This is a genomic window from Halobacillus sp. ACCC02827 (genome assembly GCF_030291935.1).
Lineage (GTDB): Bacteria > Bacillota > Bacilli > Bacillales > Halobacillaceae > Halobacillus.
Genome location: NZ_CP128168.1, coordinates 785,731 through 811,408 on the forward strand (window position 1 = coordinate 785,731; position 25,678 = coordinate 811,408).

Here is a 25,678-nt window from a genome sequence, read left to right on the forward strand (position 1 = left end):
AAAAGATCCGCGTTAATCCCACCTTCTGCAAAGCATCTCCTGCGAATCACGACAGACGCATACTGTTGCTTATCAGTATAATTGAGGAAATTGGATAATAATGATTCATCTTGCAGGATAAACCAATTTATTTTGGAAAGCATACATAGGGAGGTGAGAGCGATGGATTGGATATGGAAAGCGATTTTGATCATATTTGTCGGCACCATTATTCTAAGAATAGCCGGCAGAAAGTCGATTTCACAAATGACCTTGTCCCAAACAGTAATTATGATTGCCATTGGATCCTTGTTGATACAGCCGGTAGCCGGCAAAAATATCTGGGTCACCTTCGGGGTAGGCGGTGTCCTGGTATTGACGCTGATGCTCATGGAATACGCTCAGGTAAAATTTGATTTTATGGAGAGATTTCTTACAGGACGATCCGTCTCTATCATAGAAAATGGTCGTATGAATGAGAAAAACATGAAGAAGTTACGCTTCACTGTGGATCAATTGGAGATGAAGCTGAGGCAATTGAACGTTACCTCCATCCAAGATGTGAAAACGGCTACCCTGGAACCGAATGGACAGATCGGTTATGAATGGAAAGACTTGAAGCAACCTGCGACGAAACAAGATGTTCAGATGATCCACACAGAGTTGAATCGTATTCTGCAGGCGCTGCAGTTGAATGGTACACAGGATAGGAATGGAAAGGGTAATCCAGATATATTCCAAGAAGTCGAACAGAAGAAGCATATTCAGCCACCTCCGGATCGACTACAGTGATTCAAGTTTTACAAGAAGTAAAACATTCCGAATCCTGATATAATGAAAAGGGAGGTGAGCATATTGAAATCATTACACTCTATAGAGGAAGTGGATGAGTTTGTCGCAGGGAAAGGCTTGTCCGTCCTTTACGTTTCCCGACAAGGCTGTTCCGTTTGTCATGGTCTGTATCCTCAAGTAGAGGAATTACTGGAAGATTATCCAGAGATTGAGGCGAGACATGTCGATACCGATCAACTTCCTGAAGTAGCCGGACAGTATTCAGTCATGACCGTCCCGGCGGTCCTTGTTTATTCAGAAGGGAAAGAATGGTTTCGAAAGGCACGTTTTGTACCTATAGGAGAACTGAACGCGCAGCTGGCAAAGCTGAATCACTTTATTAACGAAGAATAAGGGCATCTGTTGAGGTAGGATCAACAGATGTCTTTTTTATTTGGGCTCATTTAAATTTATCAGTTAATTCAGTCAATTTGCGCTTATCGGGATTTTCTAGAAAATTCAACCCGCATATACAATCATGAGCCGAGATTATTCACGATGAGACGGTGTGAAGTGGATATATCTCTCCTTGAAACCGTTTACACTCACTAATTGGCTCTTAGAGAGGTGACTTGCCGAAAAACCCTTGAATAACTATCTGCCAGTGTTATTATGAAAAACGTCTTGAAGAAAGCGAACAAAAAACGCGAACGGGAGAGATTAACCCAAATGATTAAACAAACGATTGCTTTTCTAGGTGCAGGCTCAATGGCTGAAGCGATGATATCCGGAATGGTGGAATCCGGCAATATTCCAGCGGACAACATCGTTGTAACCAATCGAAGTAATCAACAACGTTTAAATACAATTTATAATAAATACGGCGTGCGTACAGTATTGAAAGATGATCTGGATTATTCGGAAATCGACCAGTTCATTCTTGCAATGAAGCCAAAAGATATTGATGGAGTCTTAGCGGACTTGAAAGATAAATTAACTGCTGATCAAGTGCTCGTATCTGTTCTTGCAGGTATATCCACATCTTATATGGAGGAGCGCTTAAACGAAGGACAGAAAGTGATCCGTGTCATGCCGAACACATCGAGCATGCTTCGGGAATCCGCTACGGCGATTTGTCCGGGAGCATTCGTAGACATGGAGAATGTCACAGTGGCTAAGGACCTGCTTCGTTCCATCGGAGAAGTTTTCATTATTGATGAAGACAAAATGGATGTATTTACTGGAATTGCGGGTAGCGGACCGGCTTACTTCTATTATCTAATGGAGCATATTGAAGAAACGGGACGTGCGGAAGGCATGGACCGCGAAACCTTACGCGAGATCGGAGCACAGACATTACTTGGAGCAGCCAAGATGATGTTGGAAAGAGAAGAAAGCCCGACGGAGCTGCGTGAAAATGTGACATCCCCGAACGGTACGACTGCAGCAGGTTTAGAAGCTTTGGATGCCAATGGTGGAGGTCATGCCATTTCCCAGGCAATCTTGGGTGCAGCAGGACGTTCCAAGGAACTAAGTAAAGAATTAGAAGGACTACTTGTAGGAAGTAAATAAGCGGAATCAATAGATGCGAAAATGTTAAATAGGAGTGATAGGTTGACTCAACAGAAAAAAAGGGTAGTAATTAAAATAGGCAGCAGTTCTCTTACCAGTATGCATGGTGAAATCAGCAGACGTAAATTAGAAAAATTAGTAGATGAAGTCGTCCGTTTGAAGGACGACGGCCACGAAGTTTTACTCGTATCCTCAGGTGCCGTAGCGGCAGGCTATCGCAAACTCGGTTGTCTGGAACGCCCAAGTTCCCTTCCGGAAAAACAAGCCGCAGCATCCATTGGCCAAGGATTATTGATGGAATCTTATTCCGATCTTTTCCTGTCCCACGGCTATATGGGCTCACAAATTCTCATCACTAGAAGCGACTTCTCAGACGAAAATCGTTATACCAATGCACGTAACACAATCAATGTCCTCTTAGAACGCGGTATCATCCCGATTGTAAACGAGAACGATACCATTACCATCGATCGACTGCGGTTCGGAGACAACGATACGCTTTCTGCTAAAGTAGCTGGACTCGTCGATGCAGATCAACTAATCATTCTATCTGACATTGATGGACTTTTCGATGACGACCCACGTAAAAATGAAAATGCTGAACTTCTCGATAAAGTCCACGAAATTACACCGGAAATCGAAGCTGCAGCCGGTGATCCGGGAAGTGCAGTAGGCACCGGTGGAATGAAGTCCAAGATTGATGCCTTTAAGATATCCATGGCATCCGGAATTTCTTCCTTCCTGGGTAAAGCAACGACGCCGGGAATCGTCTATGATGCCGTTTATCAAAAGGCGAAGGGAACCTACTTCGTAACCGACAAAGAAGCAGAAAACTTGGATCATAAGAAACAGTGGATTGCTTTCAATTCCGGTCCTGAAGGGGAAGTAATCATTGACCACCGTGCACAGGAAACATTCATCGACAATAAGCAGAGCTTGATGCCGACGAACATCCATCATGTCCAAGGACGCTTTGACAAAGGGGCTGTTGTCCGTATCCATGACCTGAATGGTGAAGAAATGGGTCTTGGTGTCGTCAATTATTCTTCGGAAGAAATGGAAGAAATGATCGGTCTTACAGAACCGGAACTGGAGTCTTATGAACAAGCAGCAATTGAACGGAAAGACTTTGTCTGCCACTTGGAAGTTGCCCTGCCCGTAGGTGTGTAAAATAAACAAGGAGGTCTTTGATGACTCAAACGAAAAAGAATGTGAATGTAGAGCAGCAAGCAATCGAAGCCAAAAAAGCATCCAAGAAGTTGATGGTTTTATCAGAAAAAGAAAAGGATGAAGCATTAAACCATCTTGCTGATGTGCTGGAGCGCGACTATGAAACCATTCTTGCCGCTAACGAGAAGGATTTGCAAAACGGCCGGGAGCAAGGTTTCACAGAAGCCTTCATGGACCGATTGGCATTGTCTAAAGAAAGAATTGCGGATTTTGCACAGGGACTTAGAGATGTGGCTAAACTGGAAGATCCTACACGCCGCGTCCTATCCGACTGGACGCTTGAGAACGGGTTGAAAGTGGAAAAGGTAACCGTTCCATTGGGCGTTATCGGCATGATTTATGAAGCTCGGCCTAATGTAACAGTAGATGCTACCGGTCTTGCGCTTAAATCAGGTAACGCTATCGTACTGAAGGGTGGTTCTTCTGCCATCCATTCCAATGAAGCGATCGTTCAAGTCATGCACAAAGGCTTAGCAGAAACGAAAATACCAAAGGAAGCTGTCCAGTTCATTGCTTCCACTGATCGAGCGGCGACCAACGAGCTGTTTACGATGAAAGAGCACATTGATGTGCTGATTCCGCGCGGAGGCGGCAAGCTTATCCAAGCTGTGGTTGAGAATGCAACGGTCCCTGTTCTTGAAACAGGGGTAGGTAACTGTCACGTTTATATTGATCAGACGGCCGATGTAGAAAAAGCGATCCAAATTCTCGTCAATGCAAAAACAGATCGTCCGGCTGTTTGTAATGCCGCGGAAACGCTGGTCGTTCACAAAGAGTGGTTGGAACAGCATACCGAAGCATTGATTGCTGCTTTCGAACAGAACGGCATTACCGTTCATGGTGACGAATATATTCAAAAAACGATTCCAGGAACGATTCCTGCAGGGGAAGAAGACTGGGCAAACGAATATTTGAGCACAGATATTGCAGTAAAAGCTGTCGATGATCTCACGGAAGCAATCGCTCATATTGAAGCATATGGTACGAAGCATTCGGAAGCAATCATTTCCGAAGATCAGGAGTCCGTCGATACCTTCTTCGCATTGGTGGACGCGGCAGCACTTTATCATAATGCTTCCACGCGTTTTACGGACGGAGGAGCGTTAGGTTTTGGTGCGGAAATCGGTATCTCCACACAAAAATTGCATGCGCGTGGTCCAATGGGATTGCCTGCATTGACGACAGTGAAGTTTCTTATGAAGGGAACCGGCCAAATCAGATAAGAACAGAATGAAAAAAGGAAGCCGTCTACTCTACGGCTTCCTTTTTCTATGAAATTAAAACGATTCACCGACCATCGCCTGTGCGAGAGTGGCCGTCGTAGTGACGTTGCTGAAATCTACTCCGAGCTGGACCGCTGTCTGAGCAATCTCAGGGCGGATGCCGACGACCGTCGTTCTCACACCAATCAGACGCAGCCCATCAATCAATTGGAAGATCTGGTGGGCAACCATCGTGTCTACTAGATACACACCGGAGAGGTCTATGTATAAATCAGCGACACTCTGACTGGTGCATTTCTGTAAGGTATTATCCAAAATGGCGCTAGCTCTCGCTGTATCGATGTTGCCTACAAGAGGCAGTAAGGCCCTACCATTGGATAATTGAATCAAAGGAGAACTTAATTCATTAATCGTGTGTTTCTGCTTCTGAATCTGTGTGTTCAACTGATTGGACTTTTCTTCTGCAACTTTGTACATAATCTGATCGAACGCTTCTATCAACTTACGTGTCCAAAGCGCCTCACGATCTCTCGTAATTTGAATACCATCTCTCGCTTTGAACTCTTGCAGGAAATCAAGATACTGCAGCCGGACCCGCATGAATTCACGCATGATCTCATGGGTAGGTGTTTCCAGATGGTGAGGGTCGCTGCCTATTTTTACAATCCATTCATGGATGTGGAGATAAAAGCTTTCCATATCCATCATAAACAGCTGAGACAGGTATGTGTGGAATTCGTTGTTCTGTGCTTTCAGATTGGTAATCGTATCGATATCTGTCGAGCCGTAGACGCCGGTTCCTGATTTATCAAGAGACTCATACCATTCTTCCGTAAGTATAGAGGATTTGGATAACAAAAAATCACGAAACGCCTGGTTGACCTGCATCTTCCTTCTCCTCTCTTTTGTTTCTACCGTCGGGAAAACTATAATTATATAACATTCATTATATAGAGGTTTTACTAAATTTCCAACAATAATCGTCTGTAATAACTATGGAGCGGAATATGCCAGACAGGATGGGGGAATAGAAGAGATTAGGAGGTGACACCATGACAATCAGAAGTATTTTGTTGGAACAGTTGGAGGCGGTGTATGACAGGAATCACTGGTTCGTTTGTTTTGAGATAGCGGTCAAAGATTTGACGGAAGCAGAGGTGCATCGCAAAGGAGAGGACGGTCATTCCATCTTTGAGCTTGTCCATCATCTTTACTTTTATAATGAAAGGTACCTCTGCAAGTTTCTCGGTGAAGAAGTGCAGGAACTGCCCAGAAACTATAATACATTTCAAGCCCGTGATGCCATGGACTGGAGTGAGTGTATCGCCGACTTCCGCAAAGTCATGTTGAAGTTTCGAAAAGAAATAACCGCGTGCAGTGAAGAGAAATTGACGAAGTGGGGTGGGACACTAACACATTTATTTATCCACAACGCCTATCATATCGGTCAGATCGTCAGTATCCGCAAGCAGAAGAAGTGGTGGAGTACTCATCCTGTTGTTAAAGGCTAAGACGCGTGTGTGGAATGCCCACGCACGCGTCTTGCTTAAACAAATAATTAATCTTCGAAAAGTGGAGTAGTAGCTTCCAGGCAGGTGATGCTGCAGACACAATCCAAATCTACAGTAATGCACACCCCTGTAGCCAATAGGTTACGGACACTGGTCGTAGGGAAGTAGTCACAAACTGTATCTCCACCGAGATCTAATGGGTTACCACTAGCATCTGCAGGAAGCAGCAATTCAAGCTTCACACAGTTCTTCTTACCATCAACGAATTTCTTCGCTTTGAAGATCGGGCTTTGAACGCAGTCAAGGTACGTTCCGCCCCCTCCAGGAAGGCGGCGTCTGACAACGCTGCTTCCGATGAACGGTTTACAATCTTTACAGTAAAGAATAAACGGAACAGTCGTAGGTCCATTACCGTTTGATTCCGGAGACAACAGGTCTCTGATGGAACGCTCACAGCTTACATCGCAGCAGCGATCCCTGCCGGCAACCTCCTCCTGTGCAGCGATGATTTTCTTGATGACATCACGTACACATCCGCTATCTTTACCACTAGAATGACAAGAGCTCATTCAATTTCTCTCCTTTATAAGTTATTCCTTAACAGTCTATGGAAATTACTAGATTGCGCTTGTACAAACGTCTATTTCTATGAAAAAACCTTTCATGTCGGATAGAATAGGTGGAAGCCGTCTCTAGCATCGCTCGAACAACATATATTATTTTATCTACTTGCTTCTGCAGGTAGAAGAATGGTTCACCACGCCATTGTATTTCCCTGCGTGTGGACACCTGCATGGGGCAGGTGTCTTTTTTTGGGGTTTATAGCAGTTCAATTGGATAGTAATGAATGTCCACTCATTTTTATTGAATTTTCTAAAAAATAGGTATAAAATGGTTACATACTGAACGGTTAGTATGTTATTCAGAAATGTAAGCGGTTTAAAAGGAGGTTGAACGATGCACGTTATGGAATTATTTGATTTAAGCGGGAAGACCGCCATCGTTACAGGAGGCGGGCGCGGGCTTGGGGAGCAGATTGCTGCAGGCCTGGCGGAAGCAGGAGCGAACATCGTCGTATGTTCGAGAAAGCAGGACGCCTGCGAGACGGTTGCTTCTTCTTTGAAAGAAAAAACTGGTGTAAAGACGCTGGGGATGGCCTGTGATGTAACGGATCCCTCCCAGGTAGAGGCAGTCATTGCTGCAGTAAGAGAGCAATTTGGAACGATCGATATACTCGTTAACAACAGTGGAGCAACGTGGGGGGCGCCTACACTGGAAATGCCGGTGGAAGCTTTTCAGAAAGTGATGAACGTCAATGTCACAGGGACGTTTCTAATGTCACAAAAAGCCGGGGAAGTAATGGTGGAGCAAGGGTACGGGAAGATCATCAATATTGCCTCCGTGGCCGGGCTCGGCGGTGCGGACCCGCGCTTCATGGAAACAGTAGGGTACAACGCAAGTAAAGGTGCCGTCATCACTTTCACAAAGGATTTGGCTGTTAAATGGGGTTCGTCCAATATTCAGGTGAATGCACTGGCCCCGGGGTTCTTCCCGACTAAGATGTCCAAGGGAGTATTGGATCAGGGAGGGGAGTTCATTTTAGACCGGACCCCACTCGGGCGCTTCGGTTCAGAATCCGACCTTAAAGGGGCGGCACTGTTCCTCGCATCCAAAGCATCTGATTACGTCACCGGTGACGTGCTTGTCGTAGATGGCGGGATGCACGCATCCTGTTAATTAATGAAGGAGGATGATAGAGATGGAACGATTGACGGTCGTAGGTGCAGGGAGTATGGGACATCAGATCGCCATGCTTGGAGCTCTGGCAGGGTATGAAACGAACCTTCATGATAAAGAGGAATCATCGCTTCATAAAGCCGAAGAGAAGTTAAAAGGAATTATGGATAAGTGGATCGATAAAGGGAAAATTTCTTCGGAAGACTGCCGGGAAGCATTCGGACGTCTTCATTACACGACGGACTTAAGAGAAGCGGCCGGCCAGGCGGATATCGTCATAGAAGCCGTCGTTGAGAAGCTGGAAGTGAAGCGGGAAGTGTTCGGGCAGCTGGACTCGATCGTACCCTCCCATACGATTCTTGCTACTAATTCTTCTACTATTGTCAGCTCGCTGATTGCAGATGTGACGACGCGCCCGGATAAGGTTTGCAATATGCACTTCTTCTTTCCGCCGCTGGTTATGGACTGTGTGGAAGTGGTGAAAGGCGAACACACCTCTGATTCCACAGTGGAAACAGCCATGGAGGTCTGCAAACGCATGAACAGAACAGGTGTGTTGCTGGAGAAGGAAATATCCGGATTCATTGCAAACCGTATCTTGTTCGCTGTTCAAAGAGAAGCGATGCACCTTTACGAAGAAGGCTATGCCGACTTTAAGGATATTGATAAAATCGTCAAAAAAGCGTTGAGTCATCCACTAGGTCCGTTTGAACTGATGGACTTGTCCGGAATTGATGTCGGTTATTATGTCATGCAGCAGCATTACGAAGAAACCGGAGATCCGGCGGTCAAACCTTCTAAGACGTTGGAGGAGAAACTGAAGGCGGGAGAGTTGGGAAGAAAGACCGGTAAAGGATTCTACCAGTATGATTCCACCGTAAAGAGTTGAGGAGGGAGGAGATGCATGAGTGGGAAGTGACCATCCGATTTTGTGAAACCGATTTGCTTGGACATGTGAACAACAGCAACTACTTCATCTATATGGAAGATGCAAGGGTCCAGTTTTTTTCAGACTGTGATCTCGTCGGGGAGCGCTGGAATTTCGTATTAGCATCAGCGACGTGCGATTTTCTCAAGCAGGTATACTTCGGCCAAACGCTCCTCCTTCGCAGCCGTATCGTAAAAATAGGGAGCTCAAGCTTTCATTTGGAACAGGAAATGGTAGATAAGGATACGGAAGAGACGGCAGCAAAAGGGCTTTCGATTGTTGTCCAATACGATTTCGACAATGGAAAAAGTCTACCGCTGTCGGAAGCTCAGCGCAGCAATTTGGAAAAATATCGATACGTAATGAGTGAATAGAGTGGGGGCGTGGATATGAAAAGAGACACACTTCCTGTCCGTTCGGGAGAGGAACTGGAAATCGAGCGGATCGAGCAGTGGCTTAGAGACCGCATGGAACTGCCTTCAGGAGAACTGGCCGTCCGCCAATTTGGAACCGGCCATTCGAATCTGACTTACGAGCTTTCCATTCGTGACGAGTGGAAAGCCGTGCTGCGTCGTCCTCCGCTTGGTCCAGTGGCTCCGAAAGCCCATGATATGGAAAGAGAGTTTGCCGTGCTTCAGGCTCTCCATCCCTTTTTTCCTTTGGCACCTGAACCGTATATGTATGATTCCGGAGAAGTCATCGGGAGTCCCTTCTTCTTGATGGAAAGAAGGGAAGGAGTTGTTTTTGATTCCAGTTTTCCTGAAGGGATAAAACCGTCCCGGGAGTTAGGTCGTGCTCTGTCGGAAACGATGGTGGACCGGCTCGTAGAACTGCATGCTATTCCTTACAAAGAAACGGCTTTGAAGGACATGGTAAAGCCGGAGGGTTTTATGGAAAGACAGGTACACGGCTGGATCAAACGCTATGAGAAAGCACGCACGGATGATGTTGTATCCGGGGAAAGATTAATGAAGTGGCTGATTAATCATATCCCAGAGTCTGATAAAGCTGCCATTATCCATTATGATTACAAGCTGAATAATGCCATGTTCCAGAAGGATGATCCATCCAGAATGGTCGGTCTATTTGACTGGGAAATGACAACGGTCGGTGATCCTCTCGCTGATCTTGGAGCGGCGATGGGGTACTGGATTCAATCGGATGATCCGGAATCGTTGAAAACCGGACTTGGTAAACCTTCTGTTACGATTCAGGACGGTTTCTATACAAGGGAACAGTTCATATCCAGGTATGCGGAGAAAAGCGGCCGGGATGTGTCCAACATCCATGTGTACGTAACCTTTGCTTATTTCAAACTGGCAGGAATCATTCAGCAGATTTATTACCGTTATAAGCGGGGCCAGACGGACGACCCCCGATTTGAGGGAATGAACGTGTTCGTCAATCATTTGATCGAACATGCAGAAGAAACGGCGGGATTATAATATGGGAAAAATCCAAGTAATTTTTAAGAAAGAGGATATCCGCCCGGATGATCTGGAAGGGAAAGTGGCCGTTGTTTTCGATGTCTTGTTTGCGACCTCTACCATAACGGCGGCTCTGGCTGACGGGGCTGCTGCTGTCATCCCGGTATTTGATGCAGAACAGGCGAGGAAGAAGGCGGCTGTTATGAAAGAGCCGTTTTTGCTTGCCGGAGAAGATCAAGGAAAAGGAATAGAGGGCTTCCATCCACCGCTTCGGACTCATTTAAAGCCACATATCAAGAATCATCATCTCATTTTGTCCACAACCAACGGTACCGTCGCCCTGCACCGATCCCGGAGAGCAAAGCGTCTCTATGCTGCTTCCCTATTAAATAATCCAGCTATGGCTGAGCATCTTGTCAGGTTACATGGAGAGGATACAATCGTTATCATCTGCTCCGGGTCAAGCGGTCACTTTACGCTTGAAGATTTCTACGGTGCCGGGAGTCTTATAACCTATATGGAGCAGGAAGGAGTATGGACGCTTTCCGACGCTGCCATCGCTGCCCGCGATTTTTACAACAGTAAGGGAACTGCGAGAGCAGAGGTGCTTTTGGAGTGTCGTATCGGACAAATGCTGCTATCGGAAGGGTTAAATCCGGAAGAAGTGGAGTTTGTGGCTGAAGAAGGTCATTTTGATACGATTCCTACTTATGATGCGGAAGAAGCTGTGTTGAAGGAGGGAAGACATGCCGCCAGTAAAATATAAAGTAGCCGGCGGGGAATTTCTTGTACGTGACCTGCCGCTGGATGTTGTTTTCACACCGGAAGAACGAACAGAAGAACACAAAATGATTGGTGACACCGCTCGACAATATATTACCCGGGAAATACACCCAAATAGAAAGAGAATAGAAAGTGGAGATTATGCTTTTGTCGCCTCCAAAATGAAAGAAGCCGGAGAGTTAGGGCTGCTTGCCCATAGTATTCCCGAACGGTTTGGCGGTCTGGGTCTGGATAAAATGAGTAAAGGTATCGTCGGGGAAGCGCTGGGCAGCGGTGGTGGATACAGTGTCGCTCATTCGAACCATACGTGCATCGCAACCTTGCCGATCACTTATTTCGGGTCGGAGGAGCAGAAAAGGAACTATCTTCCGAAACTTGCCAGTGGAGAGTATATTGGAGCATACTGCCTGACAGAACCGGAGGCGGGATCTGATGCGCTGGCGGCTAAAACGACAGCGGTCATGAATGAAGAGAAGTCCCACTACTTATTGAACGGTACAAAAATATATATCACCAACGCTTCCTTTTCCGATACGTTCATTGTGTACGCAAAAGTGGACGGGAAGGACTTCACTGCTTTCATTGTAGAGAAGGATTTCCCTGGATTATCCATTGGTCCTGAGGAAGAGAAGATGGGGATCAAAGGGTCTTCCACCTGCTCGGTCGTGATGGAGGATTGTGAGGTTCCGGTCGAGAATGTACTTGGAGAAATCGGCAAAGGACATCTGATCGCCTTAAATGTATTGAATTTAGGGAGGTTCAATTTAGGTTTCGCTGCTCTCGGTGCAGCGAAGCAGGCCCTGCAGCTGGCTGTTCAGCATACTTCGGAGCGGAAGCAGTTTGGAAGAGCGATTTCGGCATTCCCTGCTACTAAAGAAAAATTGGCCAGGATGGCCGGCGATATTTTCGCTTCTGAATCGCTTTTGTATCGGACAGCTGGTCATATAGAATCTGCTCTTGGGTATTTGGATGAAGCAGCGGAGCCTTCCGAGACAGCTAGAGCGATGAACGAGCATAAGATGGAAGCGGCGATTTGTAAAGTTGCGGGGTCCGAGACCTTGGATGCCGTTGTGGATGAAGCGCTCCAGCTTCATGGGGGTGCCGGTTTTATTAAAGAATATCCTATTGAACAAATGTACAGGGATGCGCGCATCAATCGAATTTTCGAAGGAACGAACGAGATTAACCGTCTTCTGATCGCCGGATCTTTCTTGAAATCAGCAGAAAAGGAGAGGACAAGCTTCCAATCTATTCTGGAACAAGCAGAATACTCTTTAAAGAATAGAGGATATATGAGGTCTACGGGAGAGCTTGGTGATGCAGAAGAAGCGGTAGCCTTATACAGGGATTTATTTCTTGTGACGGCTGGTTCGGCTGTCCGTAAATATGGAAAGTCCCTCTCTGAAAATCAGGAAATAATGATGGCTCTTGCTGATCTTGCAATGGAATTATATCGAACGCAATCGGTTGTCTGGCGTGTCAAGAAGTCCTTGCAAAGACAACATAAGGACGCTTCTTGGCAGAAGAAGCTTGTCTATATGATAGTGGAGGACGCCAACCTGCGCATTCAGTCTTCCGTAATATTCCTTTTGTCGGACCTGCTGGAGGGAGAAGAAAGAGTTCATACACTCAGGAATGTCAGCGGGCTGTTAAGTGTGTATCACTGGCCGGATTCTATCCAAAGGAACAGGGAAATTGCAGAAGCGTTGCTTGAGTTCAGACAGTATCCAAACTAATGAAGGAGTTGGAGAAAATGAGAGGTAATGAACATTTGACTGTACAGGTGAACGGACCGATTATGCATTGTGTGCTAAACCGACCGGAAGCGCTTAATGCCTTTTCCGACCAAATGATTTCCGGTTTAATGAAGGCTTTGAAGGAAGCGGAAGAATCAGAAGATGTGAAGGCAGTCGTCCTATCAGGTGCCGGTAGATCTTTCTCCGCCGGAGGTGATGTGAAGGGTATGGGGCAGGCGAGTGCTGCTAAGCTGTATGATCATGTGGGGAAATTGAATCAATTGATATTGGCTATCAAAGCACTTCCGAAGCCGGTTATAGCTGTCGTTCACGGATATGCAGCCGGTGCCGGTTTCAACCTTGCTCTCGCTTGCGATCAAATTCTTGCAGCAGAAAAGAGCAAGTTCGTCATGAGCTTCGCTCAAGTCGGCCTTATCTCTGATGGTGGCGGTCATTATTTCTTAACGAAAGTACTTGGTCCATACCGTGCCAAAGAGTTACTGTTCCGCGCAGAACCGATCAACGTGGAGCAGGCATATGACTGGGGTATGGTAAACCGGATTCTTCCAGTCGATGATCTTGAGGGCGCGGCCATGGAATACGCGCTTGAAATAGCCAACGGGCCTGCACGGGCAATCGGCATGATTAAAAGGGTGGTCGACCAGGCGGATCAATCCGATCTTGCGGCCATTCTCGAGCAGGAAAGAATCTCACAAACGATGATGATCGCAACCGAAGATCATAAAGAAGGCGTCGAAGCGTTCAAGAATAAACGCAAGCCGGAATTTGCAGGGAGGTGAACGAAATGAAAGCCATACAATTCAAAGCATACGGAGGTCCGTCTGTCCTTGAGGAGGTAACCATTGACGTACCAACATTGGAGAAGGACGAGGTGCTGCTGAAAGTGGAGGCTGTCGGTGTGAATTACGCCGATACTGCGAGACGGGAAGGAGCCTATGTCGTACCTACCCCGCTCCCTTTCATACCTGGAGCTGAGGTAGCCGGTGTTGTTGCAGGCACGGGTTCAGATGCCTCTCGTTTTAAAGAAGGGGACAGGGTGGTTACTTTAATTGGATCAGGTGGATATGCAGAGTTTGTGAAAACGAAGGAGAGCACCTTAATTCCAATCCCGGACGGAGTCGACTACGAAACAGCTGTCGCTTTACCACTTCAGGGACTGACTGCTTACCATATTCTAACGACGATGGGACGGATGGAAAAAGGAGAAACCGTCCTTATTCATGCCGCGGCCGGCGGTGTTGGTTCTCTTGCGGTTCAGCTCGCCAAGCATTTTGGAGCGGGAAACGTTATTGCTACGGCAAGTACAGAAGAGAAACTGCTTCTTGCCAGGGACCTTGGTGCCGATCATGTCATTAACTATACACATGAGCATTGGCGGGAAGACGTTATGGATGTTACGGGAGGTAAAGGAGTTGACGTTGCACTGGAGATGGCCGGTGGAGAAGTTTTTCTTGAGACGGTGAAGTGTATGAGATCTTTCGGCCGCGTCGTCGTTTATGGAGTGGCAAGCGGTAATCCTGCGACGATGTATCCATCTGGACTCATGAACCGTAACCTCTCTGTCATCGGATTCTTTCTTCCTCAAATCATGAAGAAGCCGGTCTTGTTTGAGAAGAGTCTTGACCATCTTCTACAGTTAGTGAATACCGGAGATTTAAAGCTGACTATCGGCGGAGTATTCAAGCTTGAGGAAGCAGCGCGTGTCCACGAGATGATGCAGGGGAGACAAACGACAGGTAAAATTGTATTAAAACCTTGAAGAGAGAAGCAGGGGAACCTGCTTCTTTTTTTGTTTTCTTCACTTGGAGCTGTGAAAGTAGGGATATCTGTCGAAAGCAGGAGATTTGGAAATGAATCCAGAATAAGTAAGGTTACTGATAGAAGAGGAGGATGGCTGTGTTTATACATAAAGTAGACGAGCAATTATCTTTAAAACTGATTGGTTTCGAGGATGCAGAAGAACTTTACGAATTGTCGGACCGTTCTCGTGAGCATATAAGGACATGGCTTCCTTGGGTCGACTACACCAAGTCACCGGAGGATACGAGAAAATATATCCAAGGGTGTTTGGAGAGCTATGCGGATAACAATGGTTTGACCGTCTGTTTGCTGGAAAGTGGGAAGATTGCTGGTATTCTCGGGTTCCATGAATATGATTGGGGGAATAAGAAGGCGAGTGTCGGCTACTGGATGGGGACAGATTTCAAGGGCCGTGGTTTATTGACAAGGGCATGCCGTGCCTTGTTCGATTATGCGTTCAAAGAATTAGGGTTAAACAGAATTGAAATCCGGGCGGCGGAAGGGAATATCAAAAGCAGAGCGGTACCGGAACGCCTGGGCTTTGTACAGGAGGGGATCATCCGCGACGCGGCATTACTGTATGGGAATTACACCAACCACGTGGTGTATGGGATGCTTTCAAAAGATTGGGAGTAGAACACAGCAAAAAAACCGCCTGGGGACCAACCCAGGCGGTTTTTTATAGAATGGCAGTTGATTCGTTTTTAATATCTGTAATGAACATGTGGCCGGGAGCGTGTGTAATCATGATATCGGGTTTTTGCTGCATGGCCACCGCTTGCGGGGTAACACCGCAGGCCCAAAAAACCGGTACTTCATCACGGTGTATGGTAACAGACTCTCCAAAGTCGGGAGAAATTAAGTCTTTAATTCCGATTTTGCCAGGGTCACCTATGTGTACAGGAGCGCCGTGAACGTTTGGAAATCGGCTTGTTACTTGAACGGCCCGGATTGCGTCCGCCTGTTTCATCGGCCGCATGCTGACAACCATTGGACCATGAAAGTTACCAGCCGGAACGCACTCGATGGAGGTTCGGTACATTGGTACATTCCGATTTTCCTCGATATGACGGACGGGGATGTTGTTTTCAAGCAGTGCCTGTTCAAATGTGAAACTGCATCCAAGCAGAAACCCGACCATGTCCTGTGTCCAGGCATTTGTAATGTCCGTGGTTACCTCGGACAACACGCCGTCCTTATATATATGATACTTAGGAAGGTCTTTCCTAAGATCGGCTCCCGGAGCGGTTAACAACGGGGCGAAGCTGCCCGGGTCTGTAACATCAAGAACCGGGCACGGTTTAGGGTTTCTTTGGCAAAATACAAGAAAATCAAAGGCCAGTTCCCGGGGGACAACGGCAAGGTTTCCCTGTACAAAACCGTTGGCCATTCCGGCGGTAGGGCCTTTCCAACTACCTTCCCGGATCATTTCTCGCGCCTCTGAAGGGGACAGTATAGATGGTTCCAATGACAACACTCCTACTGGAATAATTTGGGTATACCTTGGAACAGGGACAAGCCTCCCATGTAAGCCATGGCTATAACGATAATGACGCCAAACACGGTAAGCCATATTGGGTGTTTGTAGTCCTTACCGACAATTTTTCGGTTGTTTGCTGCAACCAGCATGACGCCTAAAGCGATCGGCAGAATCAAACCATTTAAAGATCCGACAAGTATTAAGATTTTTACCGGTTGTCCGATAGAAACGAATACGCTTGTAGAAATGATGATAAAGGCAACGATAAACCACTTATGATATTTTTCGATGGTTTTACTGAATGTCCGTATAAAGGAAACGGAGGTATACGCAGCGCCTACGACAGAAGTTACCGCGGCTGCCCACATGATAACACCGAATATTTTGTAACCTACGTTTCCAGCTGCCGCCTGAAATACGGAAGCAGGAGGGTTGTCCGGGTTTAAAGTGAAACCTGATGCGATAACGCCGAGAGATGCGAGGAAGAGAAAGATCCTCATGACGGATGCGATACCGATTGCTGAAACGGAGCTTTTCGTAACTTCACCGAGAGATTCTTTCCCTTTGACGCCCGCATCAAGGAGACGGTGGCCGCCGGCAAACGTGATATAGCCGCCGACCGTACCTCCGACGAGGGTTGTAATAGCCAGGAAATCAATCGTATCCGGTACAAATGTCTTCGTGATCGCTTCTCCTACCGGTGGTTCTGCTGAGAACATGACAAAGATCGTCAAGGCAATCATGACGAACCCGGCAATCTGCGCGAATCGGTCCATGACTTTTCCAGCTTCCCGCACGAGAAAGACACCGACGGCAACGATTCCACTAAAGAGCGCCCCGAGTTCAGGAGATATCCCGAAGAGTACGTTGGTTCCAAGTCCTGCACCGGCGATATTTCCGATGTTGAAGGCTAGACCACCGGCGACGATCAGTACGGATAAGAAAACACCGAGCCCTGGAACCAGACTGTTCGCTATGTCCTGTGCTGGTTTCTCGGCAATTGCAATAATGCGCCAAATATTGAGCTGGGCACCGATATCGATAATGATGGAAATAAGGATGACAAATCCGAAACTTGCTGCTAATTGTTGAGTGAAATGCGTAGTCTGGGTAAGGAAACCGGGTCCGATAGCTGAGGTGGCCATCAAAAACGCGGCGCCTAATAGGAGACTTCTGTTTGATTGTTGTTTCATGGAGCTGCTCCTTTCTGCTGCTTAAATAGTAATGAATTTTCCACTTGCCTGCAGTTTTATATCTGATTCTTTCAATGCACCGGTAATGTACTTAGCAAATTCGACAGCATGGGCGCCATCTCCGTGAATGCAGATGGTTTGAGCTTGGATGTCAATATCCACATTCTGCATTGTGTGCACTTTGTTTTCTTTAATCATGCGGATGACTTGATCCACCGCATGTTTACGATCAGTGATCAAGGCATCCGGCAGCCTTCTTGAGGTAAGGCTGCCATCCTCTTGATACGTGCGGTCGGAGAATACTTCGCTCGCTGTAGGGAGGTTATATGTACGGCCTGCTGCAATCAGTTCGCTGCCAGCAAGGCCGTATAACAACAGCCCGGTATCTACATCCCTGACCGCTTTCGCAATTGCTTCTGCCAGTGTCTTATCTTTGGCAGCCATATTATACAGCGCTCCGTGTGGCTTCACGTGCTGCAATTTCTCACCTTCCGCATGAACAAAACCTTGAAGGGCACCGATTTGATAGACGACTAAATCATAAGCTTCTGCAGGAGAAAGGTCCATCGGTCGTCTTCCGAAGCCTTGAAGATCCGGCAGCCCTGGATGCGCCCCGATACCGACCCCGTTTGCTGCGGCTTTTTTAACTGTTTCTCTCATAGTCGAAGGGTCGCCTGCATGATAACCGCAGGCGATATTCGCTGATGTGACATAGGTTAGGATTTCTTCATCCTGCCCCATTTTATACGCTCCAAAGCTTTCTCCCATATCACAATTTAAGTCTACGATATGCATATTGGATCACCCTTTCCTAATTAAATTTCCTTTGAATACTCTGTTGTAACAGCTTCAGCTGCTTTTCACGATCTATATAGAGATGTTCTGCTTCCTCATGGGAAACGAGAGTGAAGGAGATCGTTTCTCCTGGTCGTTTCTGGGCGAGCTTTGGAAGATCCGTTGTAATGACTTGAGCAATTTTGGGGTAACCGCCTGTCGTTTGTCTGTCTGCCAATAATACAATCGGATTTCCTTCTGGAGGTACTTGGATCGTTCCGAACATGACTGCTTCTGACAACATATCTCTTTTATGCGATTGTTGAAGCTTCTCTCCCTTCAATCGATACCCCATCCGATCGGACTTGGAGTCAATTTTAAAGGTGTGTTCTAAGATAGCTTCCCGGCTCTCTGCATCAAACCATTCGTACTCTCTTCCTTTTATTATGCGGATGGGTTCATCGGGAGAAGGAGAGAGTCGGAACTCCGCAGAAGTTGACCAATTCGCTTCTGAAAAGGATGCGGAATGCTTTCTTTCTTTCAAGTGTTGAAGCATGTGAACCGATTTTTGGGAAAGCTCACCAATAGGAAGCTCATCCCCTTTTTCCAATGACCGTCCTTGAAATCCACCGATTCCTGCTCTTAAGTATGTCGAACGACTGTTAAGAACTTCAGGAACATCAAAGCCTCCTGCTACAGCTAAATAGGAACGAAAACCTTGTTTCGGTTTCCCGAATCTCAATTCACTTCCTTTTTTTATAAAAGCAGGCTTCCATGTATGGAGAGGTTCACCGTCAACCATCGGTGATAGATCCCCTCCACATACAGCGATTAATGCATCTGTCTGAAACTCAAGTACCGGTCCGAGGAGCGTAATTTCCATTGTTGCCTCTCCGGAGTCGTTGCCGACAAGAAAATTGGCGATTCTATGAGCTTCCTTATCCATCACCCCGCTTGCAATCACACCATGTTTTTGGAACCCATAGCGGCCGAGGTCCTGAATTGTCGTCAATAGACCGGATTTTGTCACTTGTATCATTGGGAACCCCTCTTTCTTTCCTGGTATTCTTCTTCTGTAATTGGAACGAACCGGATTCGATCTCCCGCTTGAAGGAGGGAGGGGATATCTTGATCCGGTTGGAAGAGAGAAAGAGGGGTTCGGCCGATCAACTGCCAACCTCCAGGCGTTTCTATCGGGTATACACCAGTCTGACCTCCGGCTATACCGACGGAACCTTCAGGGATCGCAAGGCGTGGATCGTCTCTTCTTGGAGTAGCGATTTCAGGATCCATCCCCCCGATATAAGGGAATCCGGGAGCGAAACCGATCATATAGACGAGATAGTCTCCCGCCATGTGCTTTTGTATCACTTCTTCCTCTGATAAACGGTTGTGCTCTGCTACGGCAGCTAAATCAGGACCGAATTCCCCTCCATAACAGACCGGAATTTCAATGGTGCGTGAATGTTCTGCTTTGTATTCCGTCCTTTCCTTGAGGATAAGTTGAAGCTGCTCACATATCCAATGGTAAGGGCGCACACCGGCGGCATGACGCTTGCGTATATAGAATGGATCATATGTAATGGTGATGGTTGTAAACGCGGGGATGTATTCTATCATCCAATCCGGTTTGTGTTTGTCGAAATGTGCGGAGATTTTTCTTACATGTTGATTGACTTGTTCATCGATGGTATCACCAAGCTGAAGTAGTACGGCCTGGTCACCTACTGGATGGAATGTGATGTCCAATAGTTAAACCTCCTTGTAAAGTACGATAATCAGTGATGGAAAGTAAAAAGTGGATAATTGGCGAAATTGTTTGAAATGGGAGACTTTTTTATAGTATCTTATTTCAGCCGTGCTTTCAAATTAGTTTAGCAATCGTAACGTTTGTTTATAAATTCAAAGTGGTGGTAATTATATCTATAAAATACAAAATACATGAGAGGGGTTTATCCATGCCTTGGGATACCAATGACTATCCAAGTTCCTTAAAGAACTTGGATACACCTGTCCGCAAGAAAGCCATCGACATTGCTAATGCAATGATAGAGGAAGGGTATAAAGAAAATCAGGCCATTCCAATTGCTACGGAACAGGCGAAAGAATGGTATGAAAACGCGGAGGAGAAAGAAATCAATCGTGTCACACAAATGAGTGACGAAAATTTGAAAAACAGAGACGATGATGTGAAGAATAGTACGAAGAGCCGCCCGGAGCTTCTCCATAAGGGAGAGCATGTCATGGTGCATGAAGACGGCTGGGCTGTAAAAGCGGAAGGCGCGAAGCAGGTATCTAATGTGTTTGATACGAAGGAAAAAGCGATTAAAAGAGCGGAAGAAATCGCTGAGAATAAACAGACCAGTGTGATTATTCATAAGAAGGACGGAAGTATTCAGGATCGAAAGGAATTTAATGGATAAAAAGGGGTTTACAGGGATGCTGGAGTGGTAATAAACCATATATAAGACGAAGCGAAGGAGGGTTCGGAATGGCGGATACTAGAAACCAAGCGGAACATGTCCTTACACATGAAGATGGCTGGGCCGTTAAAGCAGAAGGTGCTGAGCAGCCAACGCAGGTATTTGACACGAAAGAAGAAGCGATTCAAAGGGCGAAGGAAATTGCTCAAAACAAAGGCACCAGAGCAGTCATCCATATGAAGGACGGTACAATCCAGACCCAGCACGACTACTCCTCATAAGAATTCCAGAAAAACACTCATGCGAGTGTTTTTCTTTTTTTGCAGGGGAAGAACCCTTCCTGTATGATGAGAAGGGCAGATGATGACGATGGAGGTACTTTACATGAATGGACAAAAACGAAGCGATATTAAGATCGGTGCAGATGTAGAAATTGTTCTGAAGAAAGATCAACGAACGGGAGCATTAACCTCCGGCAAAGTAAAAGACATTCTGACCAAGTCTCCCAATCACCCTCACGGTATTAAGGTGCGGTTGGAGGATGGACAGGTAGGCCGTGTGAAGAAGGTCCACAGCGAATGAAAAACAGCCCGAAATCACTGGAATGATTTCGGGCTGTTTCTTTTCTAATATAGGAAAAGCGAATCAGACAATCGTCCAACCCGCTTTATTATAGAGTCCTCTGCATAGATGGAGGACTACTTAAGTTTGTTTCGGAAAATATCAAGTTACACATATTTGTGGAAGTTACATCCATGTTGTTGCCGCGGTTCAAAATTCTACATGGTAGTTTGTTTCAACTTAAACGACGCAATCCCTACCTCTATTGCATCCTTACAGCTCCGAAGCTGATCCAGTGTGATTAAGTTGTATCAAAACGTAGCAGAATGCCAGTCTCATACAAATCACTCTTTTCTTTTCCGAGTTGCCTTTCTTATGAAGGCACCATCTTCAAATTATATGGGATGTTAAGTCTTTTGTCAACACCCTGCGTTTTGAATAGGAACTACCATCAATCATTGATTTTAATGACGGTACGACCTTGTATTTGCCCTTTAAGAATTTGGTCCAGCGTTTCGGGGACCTTTTGTAACGGCTGCACCGTCTTGATAGCATCAAACGCTTCTTTGACTTTCATGTCGTTCGCTAACCGGTGCCACACTTTTTCTCTCATTTCCATCGGGCAATTTACAGAATCAATACCTAGAAGGCTGATACCCCTTAGAATGAAGGGATAAACTTGCGTAGGTATTTTCGTCCCTCCGGTGAGACCACTAACAGCTGCTGCGCCACTGTATTTCAATTTGCTTAGTACAGAAGCGAGCTGTTCACCGCCGACCGGATCAACGGCAGCAGCCCAGCGTCCGCTGGCGAGTGCTTTCTGTTTGCCGTCATAGACATCTTCTCTGGAAAGGATGGTTTCTGCGCCTAAATTCTTTAAGAAATCTGCATTTTCCTTACTCCCGGTACTTGCGTGCACTTCATATCCTCGCTTAGCCAGCATAGCGACCGCCATACTACCGACGCCTCCCGAGGCTCCGGTGACGAGTACGGGCCCGGCTTCCCGGGTCAGGCCGTTGTGCTCCAACCTGTGAATGGACAACGCAGCCGTAAAACCGGCGGTTCCATAAATCATTGCCTCTTCCATCGTCATCCCATCGGGAAGAGGGACAATCCAGTCGGCGGGTATACTTGCATATTCGCTGTAGCCGCCGGGATGATTAACGCCGATCTCATAGCTGGTGGCAATAACCTTATCCCCTTGGTGGAAGCGAGTGTCATCAGAGTGGACGACTTCTCCCGCCAGGTCTATACCAGGGATAATCGGGTATGCTTTTACAAGAGCATTGTCCTCCTGTGTAACCATTCCGTCCTTGTAGTTGACGCTTGAATAATGAACTTTAACGGTTACGTCACTGGAAGGAAGATCGCTCATCTGAAGTGTTTTTATAGCTCCGGTTATGCCTTCATCATCTTGAGATAACTGATAGGCCTGAAATTCTTTCATGTCTTTCACCTCATAAATCATGGTCTTAAGTCTTCGTTATGTCTTTCTTCTGTGGAAGAGTCATTTTTGGATGTTTTTCCCTTTTGTTCTTCTAGCTGTTCCTTCTTCAGATCATCGACGGGAATTTCATCCATCAGCTCTTCTTTTCGTTTCTTCTCTTCGAAACTTTGATCTTCTTCACTCAGCTTATGGCTGTTTTTTTTGGACATCCCCTCACCTCCGATGGTGGATTCTCTTCTCTCATTCCTTTTTTGTGGTTAAATAAAACGTAATTATTGGAAGAAAAAGTAATAAGGGTCCCTTATTTATTGCTGGAGAACTTAGACTTCAGCAATTGGACAATGGGGGAGTGAATAATATAGTCCGCCAACGTGCTGATGATAAGCCCGTGCAGGATGACGCCGAATATGGTCAGGGTCACGATGATGACTTGACCGGCTGCCGTCTCCGGTTCAAATCCTGATCGTCCGAAGAATGTAAGGGACAGAATGGCACTTACCCAGGCATCGGAGTAGGAATCCAACTCATTTTCAATCAGCGTCAGAGGGATGATCAGAAGGAAGATTAAGAGAAACGTAATACTGGTGACCGTCCACAGGTGCTGTCTTTTTAAAAAGCGGATGAAAGGCATCGTGTAGTATTTGGTGATTGATTTCAAACGCAGCAGGTGGAGGATGCGGGCGAACCGGGCAAATTGAAAGATCGCATCCAGCGGAATGGCGGCGATAACGATGAAGGGATTCTTTTTAATGAATTCCCACTTGCTATCGCTCCGGTGCAGACGGTATAAGAAATCGACAAAGAAGATTGTCCAAGTCGTCCAGATAATGATGCTGTTATATCCGGTTTTCTGCCAAATGGTCGAAACAGATAAGGCGGCGAGAGCAATCATAATAAGTTCATAGAATGTTTTTCCTGGTTTTCGTTTTAAGCGCATGTCTGCTCCTCCGCACCTCCTTATCCCGGTTTTCTTAATTATAACATTTGTCCTATATGTTGTAGGTAATCAGCCCCTGAAGGAGTGATTTGTGTGCCTCCCCGTCCTTGTTTGGAAACAATCCATCCTTCTGCTTTCATGTGTTCCAAAAAACGACGGATCTGCTGGTCTGATAAAGGGACGCCCCGTTTGTCCATATGTTCTCGGACCTTTTTTCTGCTCGCACGCTCATAGTTTTCTTTGCAAAGGAAAAGGTACGTGAGTATTTCCTTCGTAACTTCTTTGTCTGCAAGGCTTTGCTCAGTCTTTCCGTTCTGAGCAGGTTTCTGAAAAAAGTCCGAAGCCGGTAAGTCTTTCCTTGTAATCATTTCTCCGTCTGACACAGTAGTGAGGTAATCGATTGTGTTTTTTAATTCACGCACATTCCCGAACCATTGGTGCCTTGCGAGTTCTTCTGAGGTTTCCTTGCTTAATGTCATGCTCTTATTGCTGCTTTCGGTAAGGAATCGGTCTGCTAGTATTGGAATATCTGCTTTTCTTTCCCTTAAGGGAGGAATAGGCAGAAATAAGACTTTTAATCTGTGATACAGGTCTTCTCTAAATTCTCCCTTTTCCATTAATAGCGATAGATTTTTATTTGTTGCCGCTATGATGCGTACATCGACAGGAATGTTCTTGGTCCCGCCGATCTTCCTGATTTCTTTTTCCTGGATGACCCGGAGTAAGCGGGCTTGCAGCTTCGGACTGATATCCCCGACTTCATCAAGGAATAAGGTTCCTCCATCCGCTTGTTCGAACAGCCCTTTCTTTCCTCCTTTTTTTGCCCCGGTAAAAGCACCGTCTTCATAGCCGAATAATTCACTTTCCAATAAATCTTCAGAGAGGGCACTGAAGTTGACAGCGAGGAATGGGGACGACGCGCGGTCGGATTCTTGGTGAATCGCATGGGCGAACAATTCCTTCCCTGTTCCGCTTTCCCCTTGTATAAGTACAGGGAAGGATGCCTTGGCCAGCTTCCTGGCTATATGTTTTACTTCCCGAATTGCTTCGCTCGTACCCAGGATATCGTCAAAACTGTATTTGGCAATATACCCTGTCTTTAATAACTCTTTTCTTGCGGCCTTTTCCATCAATATCGTTTCATCCGCATTCTTGAAGATGAAGAGTGTGTTATCGTGCTGATCCCATTCTATTCGATAGACCATTAAATTAAAGCCTTTCCATGTAAGGTAAACACTCTCTTCTTTCGATGCGGTCATAAATGGAATGATAGACGAGTTCTTCCATATTTTGTTGATATGTTTTCCTTTCGCGAAAGTGGAGGAAATTCCGCTGTATTTTTCCATCAGAGGATTGAAAATAGTAATTATGTTCTGTGCATCCACGGCCATGACCCCGTCATTTACACCATCCACCACTTGTTGGAGGTGTTGGTTTAAGCGGGCAGCTTGTTTGTTGATACTCGTCAACTTCCTGCTGAGGTCAATAATCTTTCCTGTGTACCGTTTGGATATGGTCCCGCCGAGTGGTTGTTTCAGGTGGAAGTGATCAAGGATATCGATGAGAGTGGTAATATCAATAAGTCTTACACCTATGTCAATCACCTGCTCCAGGCTGGCAGGAGCAAAGGCTCTCTCTCCCGGCGTAATTCCGATCCGGATGTCTTCGGGAGCGTTATTCCCTGTCGTGTGAGGCGTGTAATGGAGATGGTTGATCCCTGATTCCATGAGTGTATCAATCGTTTCCTGAGCCATTTCTTCTGTGTCATTAATACAAAGTACCTTTGTACCTGCCTCAAGGTCCAACAGTTTCTCAATATATTGATAGTTAATGGTTCTTAAAGCTGTCATGGTTTTGCAGTCATCAAAGGTATGAATAGTAGCTTCCTGCTCGACAAGACGGGATGAAAAGATGATTAAAGGGTCCGTAGTGGAGGCGGGAACATAGTCATCAATGGCGAAGCAGGTAATATCAATATATTTGCCAATAAGGTCTTGTAGTTGAGTTTGAAGTGCCTCGCGAGTTTGTATCGTTCCGGTAATAAGGGTTAATCGATTGATCATTGGCAGCTCCTTATGTCTTTTTAGTTTTAATTATATCACCCAATTAGACCCTATAAAGTCTGTTAACGGTATAAAAACAGTG

General features: G+C 46.1%; 29 protein-coding genes. 18 read left to right on the top strand and 11 right to left on the bottom strand.

The window, feature by feature from the left end; genetic code table 11:
• Positions 1-162 precede the first annotated feature (162 nt).
• The 5 genes from QRD89_RS03945 to QRD89_RS03965 all read left to right on the top strand — a co-directional run bounded on the left by QRD89_RS03945 (position 163) and on the right by QRD89_RS03965 (position 4,775).
• Complete coding sequence (locus QRD89_RS03945) at positions 163-771, top strand: DUF421 domain-containing protein (RefSeq protein WP_008636631.1); 609 nt, start codon at positions 163-165, stop codon at positions 769-771.
• Between the two features lie 54 nt (positions 772-825).
• Positions 826-1,164: a thioredoxin family protein gene (locus tag QRD89_RS03950; protein ID WP_328700172.1), complete on the top strand. Its 339-nt coding sequence runs from the start codon at positions 826-828 to the stop codon at positions 1,162-1,164.
• A gap of 315 nt (positions 1,165-1,479) precedes the next feature.
• Complete coding sequence (gene proC, locus QRD89_RS03955) at positions 1,480-2,322, top strand: pyrroline-5-carboxylate reductase (protein ID WP_008636626.1); 843 nt, start codon at positions 1,480-1,482, stop codon at positions 2,320-2,322.
• Between the two features lie 42 nt (positions 2,323-2,364).
• On the top strand, positions 2,365-3,492 hold the full coding sequence (proB, locus tag QRD89_RS03960; protein WP_026578642.1) for a glutamate 5-kinase: 1,128 nt from the start codon (positions 2,365-2,367) through the stop codon (positions 3,490-3,492).
• A 20-nt stretch (positions 3,493-3,512) separates the two neighbouring features.
• Complete coding sequence (locus QRD89_RS03965; RefSeq protein WP_026578641.1) at positions 3,513-4,775, top strand: glutamate-5-semialdehyde dehydrogenase; 1,263 nt, start codon at positions 3,513-3,515, stop codon at positions 4,773-4,775.
• Between the two features lie 54 nt (positions 4,776-4,829).
• Here QRD89_RS03965 and QRD89_RS03970 read toward each other — a convergent pair whose 3' ends face one another.
• A complete protein-coding gene (locus QRD89_RS03970) occupies positions 4,830-5,663 on the bottom strand; it encodes an STAS domain-containing protein (protein ID WP_008632892.1) in 834 nt (277 codons plus the stop codon).
• 164 nt (positions 5,664-5,827) lie between these two features.
• Here QRD89_RS03970 and QRD89_RS03975 point away from each other — a divergent pair, with 164 nt between their 5' ends.
• Positions 5,828-6,286, top strand: a complete 459-nt coding sequence (locus QRD89_RS03975; RefSeq protein ID WP_008632891.1) for a DinB family protein — start codon at positions 5,828-5,830, stop codon at positions 6,284-6,286.
• A gap of 47 nt (positions 6,287-6,333) precedes the next feature.
• On the opposite strand, the gene QRD89_RS03980 is transcribed toward QRD89_RS03975, so the two are convergent.
• Positions 6,334-6,855 (bottom strand): CotY/CotZ family spore coat protein, encoded by a 522-nt coding sequence (locus QRD89_RS03980; RefSeq protein WP_008632890.1) that lies wholly within the window; start codon positions 6,853-6,855, stop codon positions 6,334-6,336.
• Between the two features lie 388 nt (positions 6,856-7,243).
• Between QRD89_RS03980 and QRD89_RS03985 the strand changes: the two genes are divergently transcribed.
• The 9 genes from QRD89_RS03985 to QRD89_RS04025 all read left to right on the top strand — a co-directional run bounded on the left by QRD89_RS03985 (position 7,244) and on the right by QRD89_RS04025 (position 15,354).
• Entirely contained in the window at positions 7,244-8,023 is a 780-nt protein-coding gene (locus QRD89_RS03985; RefSeq protein WP_286096376.1) for an SDR family oxidoreductase, read from the top strand.
• A gap of 22 nt (positions 8,024-8,045) precedes the next feature.
• On the top strand, positions 8,046-8,912 hold the full coding sequence (locus QRD89_RS03990; protein WP_201029322.1) for a 3-hydroxyacyl-CoA dehydrogenase family protein: 867 nt from the start codon (positions 8,046-8,048) through the stop codon (positions 8,910-8,912).
• Positions 8,913-8,923: 11 nt separating this feature from the next.
• Positions 8,924-9,325, top strand: coding sequence for an acyl-CoA thioesterase (locus QRD89_RS03995; RefSeq protein WP_062515384.1), 402 nt, complete (start codon positions 8,924-8,926; stop codon positions 9,323-9,325).
• A 15-nt stretch (positions 9,326-9,340) separates the two neighbouring features.
• Positions 9,341-10,396, top strand: a complete 1,056-nt coding sequence (locus QRD89_RS04000; protein ID WP_286096377.1) for a phosphotransferase family protein — start codon at positions 9,341-9,343, stop codon at positions 10,394-10,396.
• 1 nt (position 10,397) lies between these two features.
• Positions 10,398-11,144, top strand: coding sequence for a 2-phosphosulfolactate phosphatase (locus QRD89_RS04005; RefSeq protein ID WP_286096378.1), 747 nt, complete (start codon positions 10,398-10,400; stop codon positions 11,142-11,144).
• On the top strand, positions 11,125-12,897 hold the full coding sequence (locus QRD89_RS04010; RefSeq protein WP_286096379.1) for an acyl-CoA dehydrogenase FadE: 1,773 nt from the start codon (positions 11,125-11,127) through the stop codon (positions 12,895-12,897). The genes QRD89_RS04005 and QRD89_RS04010 overlap by 20 nt, the downstream gene beginning before the upstream one ends.
• 17 nt (positions 12,898-12,914) lie before the next feature.
• Positions 12,915-13,697, top strand: a complete 783-nt coding sequence (locus QRD89_RS04015; RefSeq protein WP_008632870.1) for an enoyl-CoA hydratase/isomerase family protein — start codon at positions 12,915-12,917, stop codon at positions 13,695-13,697.
• A gap of 5 nt (positions 13,698-13,702) precedes the next feature.
• On the top strand, positions 13,703-14,677 hold the full coding sequence (locus QRD89_RS04020) for a quinone oxidoreductase family protein (protein WP_026578636.1): 975 nt from the start codon (positions 13,703-13,705) through the stop codon (positions 14,675-14,677).
• 137 nt (positions 14,678-14,814) lie between these two features.
• On the top strand, positions 14,815-15,354 hold the full coding sequence (locus QRD89_RS04025) for a GNAT family N-acetyltransferase (protein WP_008632867.1): 540 nt from the start codon (positions 14,815-14,817) through the stop codon (positions 15,352-15,354).
• A 43-nt stretch (positions 15,355-15,397) separates the two neighbouring features.
• Here the strand turns inward: QRD89_RS04025 and QRD89_RS04030 are convergent, their stop codons facing one another.
• Genes QRD89_RS04030 through pxpB form a run of 5 tightly spaced genes read right to left on the bottom strand, consistent with a single transcriptional unit; the run spans position 15,398 to position 19,914 of the window.
• Positions 15,398-16,186: a putative hydro-lyase gene (locus QRD89_RS04030; protein ID WP_286096380.1), complete on the bottom strand. Its 789-nt coding sequence runs from the start codon at positions 16,184-16,186 to the stop codon at positions 15,398-15,400.
• A gap of 11 nt (positions 16,187-16,197) precedes the next feature.
• The gene (locus QRD89_RS04035) at positions 16,198-17,391 is read right to left on the bottom strand and encodes an NRAMP family divalent metal transporter (RefSeq protein WP_026578634.1); all 1,194 of its coding nucleotides are present in this window, start codon (positions 17,389-17,391) and stop codon (positions 16,198-16,200) included.
• A 21-nt stretch (positions 17,392-17,412) separates the two neighbouring features.
• Entirely contained in the window at positions 17,413-18,186 is a 774-nt protein-coding gene (locus QRD89_RS04040; RefSeq protein ID WP_008632861.1) for a LamB/YcsF family protein, read from the bottom strand.
• 16 nt (positions 18,187-18,202) lie between these two features.
• Complete coding sequence (locus QRD89_RS04045; RefSeq protein ID WP_286096381.1) at positions 18,203-19,204, bottom strand: 5-oxoprolinase subunit C family protein; 1,002 nt, start codon at positions 19,202-19,204, stop codon at positions 18,203-18,205.
• Entirely contained in the window at positions 19,201-19,914 is a 714-nt protein-coding gene (pxpB, locus tag QRD89_RS04050) for a 5-oxoprolinase subunit PxpB (protein WP_286096382.1), read from the bottom strand. Before pxpB ends, QRD89_RS04045 begins: the two co-directional genes overlap by 4 nt.
• Positions 19,915-20,123: 209 nt before the next feature.
• On the opposite strand from pxpB, the gene QRD89_RS04055 reads away from it, so the two are divergent.
• The 3 genes from QRD89_RS04055 to QRD89_RS04065 all read left to right on the top strand — a co-directional run bounded on the left by QRD89_RS04055 (position 20,124) and on the right by QRD89_RS04065 (position 21,170).
• Entirely contained in the window at positions 20,124-20,588 is a 465-nt protein-coding gene (locus QRD89_RS04055; RefSeq protein ID WP_286096383.1) for a DUF2188 domain-containing protein, read from the top strand.
• Positions 20,589-20,656: 68 nt separating this feature from the next.
• On the top strand, positions 20,657-20,869 hold the full coding sequence (locus QRD89_RS04060; RefSeq protein ID WP_008632849.1) for a DUF2188 domain-containing protein: 213 nt from the start codon (positions 20,657-20,659) through the stop codon (positions 20,867-20,869).
• Positions 20,870-20,972: 103 nt separating this feature from the next.
• Positions 20,973-21,170 (top strand): YwbE family protein, encoded by a 198-nt coding sequence (locus QRD89_RS04065; RefSeq protein WP_008632847.1) that lies wholly within the window; start codon positions 20,973-20,975, stop codon positions 21,168-21,170.
• Positions 21,171-21,600: 430 nt separating this feature from the next.
• Here QRD89_RS04065 and QRD89_RS04070 read toward each other — a convergent pair whose 3' ends face one another.
• From QRD89_RS04070 to QRD89_RS04085, 4 genes are all read right to left on the bottom strand, one after another.
• Positions 21,601-22,596 carry an acrylyl-CoA reductase family protein gene (locus tag QRD89_RS04070; RefSeq protein ID WP_286096384.1) on the bottom strand — a complete coding sequence of 332 codons (996 nt, stop codon included), beginning with the start codon at positions 22,594-22,596 and terminating at the stop codon, positions 21,601-21,603.
• A gap of 17 nt (positions 22,597-22,613) precedes the next feature.
• Positions 22,614-22,805 carry a YczO family protein gene (locus QRD89_RS04075; protein WP_008632838.1) on the bottom strand — a complete coding sequence of 64 codons (192 nt, stop codon included), beginning with the start codon at positions 22,803-22,805 and terminating at the stop codon, positions 22,614-22,616.
• A gap of 92 nt (positions 22,806-22,897) precedes the next feature.
• Entirely contained in the window at positions 22,898-23,533 is a 636-nt protein-coding gene (locus tag QRD89_RS04080) for a hypothetical protein (protein ID WP_008632836.1), read from the bottom strand.
• 38 nt (positions 23,534-23,571) lie between these two features.
• On the bottom strand, positions 23,572-25,596 hold the full coding sequence (locus tag QRD89_RS04085; RefSeq protein WP_286096385.1) for a sigma-54 interaction domain-containing protein: 2,025 nt from the start codon (positions 25,594-25,596) through the stop codon (positions 23,572-23,574).
• Positions 25,597-25,678 lie beyond the last annotated feature (82 nt).

Coding starts and splice junctions, on each gene's coding strand:
- QRD89_RS03945 (WP_008636631.1), top strand. CDS start 163: ATGGATTGGATATGGAAAGCGATTTTGATCATATTTGTCGGCACCATT.
- proC (WP_008636626.1), top strand. CDS start 1,480: ATGATTAAACAAACGATTGCTTTTCTAGGTGCAGGCTCAATGGCTGAA.
- QRD89_RS03965 (WP_026578641.1), top strand. CDS start 3,513: ATGACTCAAACGAAAAAGAATGTGAATGTAGAGCAGCAAGCAATCGAA.
- QRD89_RS03970 (WP_008632892.1), bottom strand. CDS start 5,663: ATGCAGGTCAACCAGGCGTTTCGTGATTTTTTGTTATCCAAATCCTCT.
- QRD89_RS03975 (WP_008632891.1), top strand. CDS start 5,828: ATGACAATCAGAAGTATTTTGTTGGAACAGTTGGAGGCGGTGTATGAC.
- QRD89_RS03980 (WP_008632890.1), bottom strand. CDS start 6,855: ATGAGCTCTTGTCATTCTAGTGGTAAAGATAGCGGATGTGTACGTGAT.
- QRD89_RS03985 (WP_286096376.1), top strand. CDS start 7,244: ATGCACGTTATGGAATTATTTGATTTAAGCGGGAAGACCGCCATCGTT.
- QRD89_RS03990 (WP_201029322.1), top strand. CDS start 8,046: ATGGAACGATTGACGGTCGTAGGTGCAGGGAGTATGGGACATCAGATC.
- QRD89_RS03995 (WP_062515384.1), top strand. CDS start 8,924: ATGCATGAGTGGGAAGTGACCATCCGATTTTGTGAAACCGATTTGCTT.
- QRD89_RS04000 (WP_286096377.1), top strand. CDS start 9,341: ATGAAAAGAGACACACTTCCTGTCCGTTCGGGAGAGGAACTGGAAATC.
- QRD89_RS04005 (WP_286096378.1), top strand. CDS start 10,398: ATGGGAAAAATCCAAGTAATTTTTAAGAAAGAGGATATCCGCCCGGAT.
- QRD89_RS04010 (WP_286096379.1), top strand. CDS start 11,125: ATGCCGCCAGTAAAATATAAAGTAGCCGGCGGGGAATTTCTTGTACGT.
- QRD89_RS04015 (WP_008632870.1), top strand. CDS start 12,915: ATGAGAGGTAATGAACATTTGACTGTACAGGTGAACGGACCGATTATG.
- QRD89_RS04020 (WP_026578636.1), top strand. CDS start 13,703: ATGAAAGCCATACAATTCAAAGCATACGGAGGTCCGTCTGTCCTTGAG.
- QRD89_RS04035 (WP_026578634.1), bottom strand. CDS start 17,391: ATGAAACAACAATCAAACAGAAGTCTCCTATTAGGCGCCGCGTTTTTG.
- QRD89_RS04040 (WP_008632861.1), bottom strand. CDS start 18,186: ATGCATATCGTAGACTTAAATTGTGATATGGGAGAAAGCTTTGGAGCG.
- QRD89_RS04045 (WP_286096381.1), bottom strand. CDS start 19,204: ATGATACAAGTGACAAAATCCGGTCTATTGACGACAATTCAGGACCTC.
- QRD89_RS04055 (WP_286096383.1), top strand. CDS start 20,124: ATGCCTTGGGATACCAATGACTATCCAAGTTCCTTAAAGAACTTGGAT.
- QRD89_RS04060 (WP_008632849.1), top strand. CDS start 20,657: ATGGCGGATACTAGAAACCAAGCGGAACATGTCCTTACACATGAAGAT.
- QRD89_RS04065 (WP_008632847.1), top strand. CDS start 20,973: ATGAATGGACAAAAACGAAGCGATATTAAGATCGGTGCAGATGTAGAA.
- QRD89_RS04070 (WP_286096384.1), bottom strand. CDS start 22,596: ATGAAAGAATTTCAGGCCTATCAGTTATCTCAAGATGATGAAGGCATA.
- QRD89_RS04075 (WP_008632838.1), bottom strand. CDS start 22,805: ATGTCCAAAAAAAACAGCCATAAGCTGAGTGAAGAAGATCAAAGTTTC.
- QRD89_RS04080 (WP_008632836.1), bottom strand. CDS start 23,533: ATGCGCTTAAAACGAAAACCAGGAAAAACATTCTATGAACTTATTATG.
- QRD89_RS04085 (WP_286096385.1), bottom strand. CDS start 25,596: ATGATCAATCGATTAACCCTTATTACCGGAACGATACAAACTCGCGAG.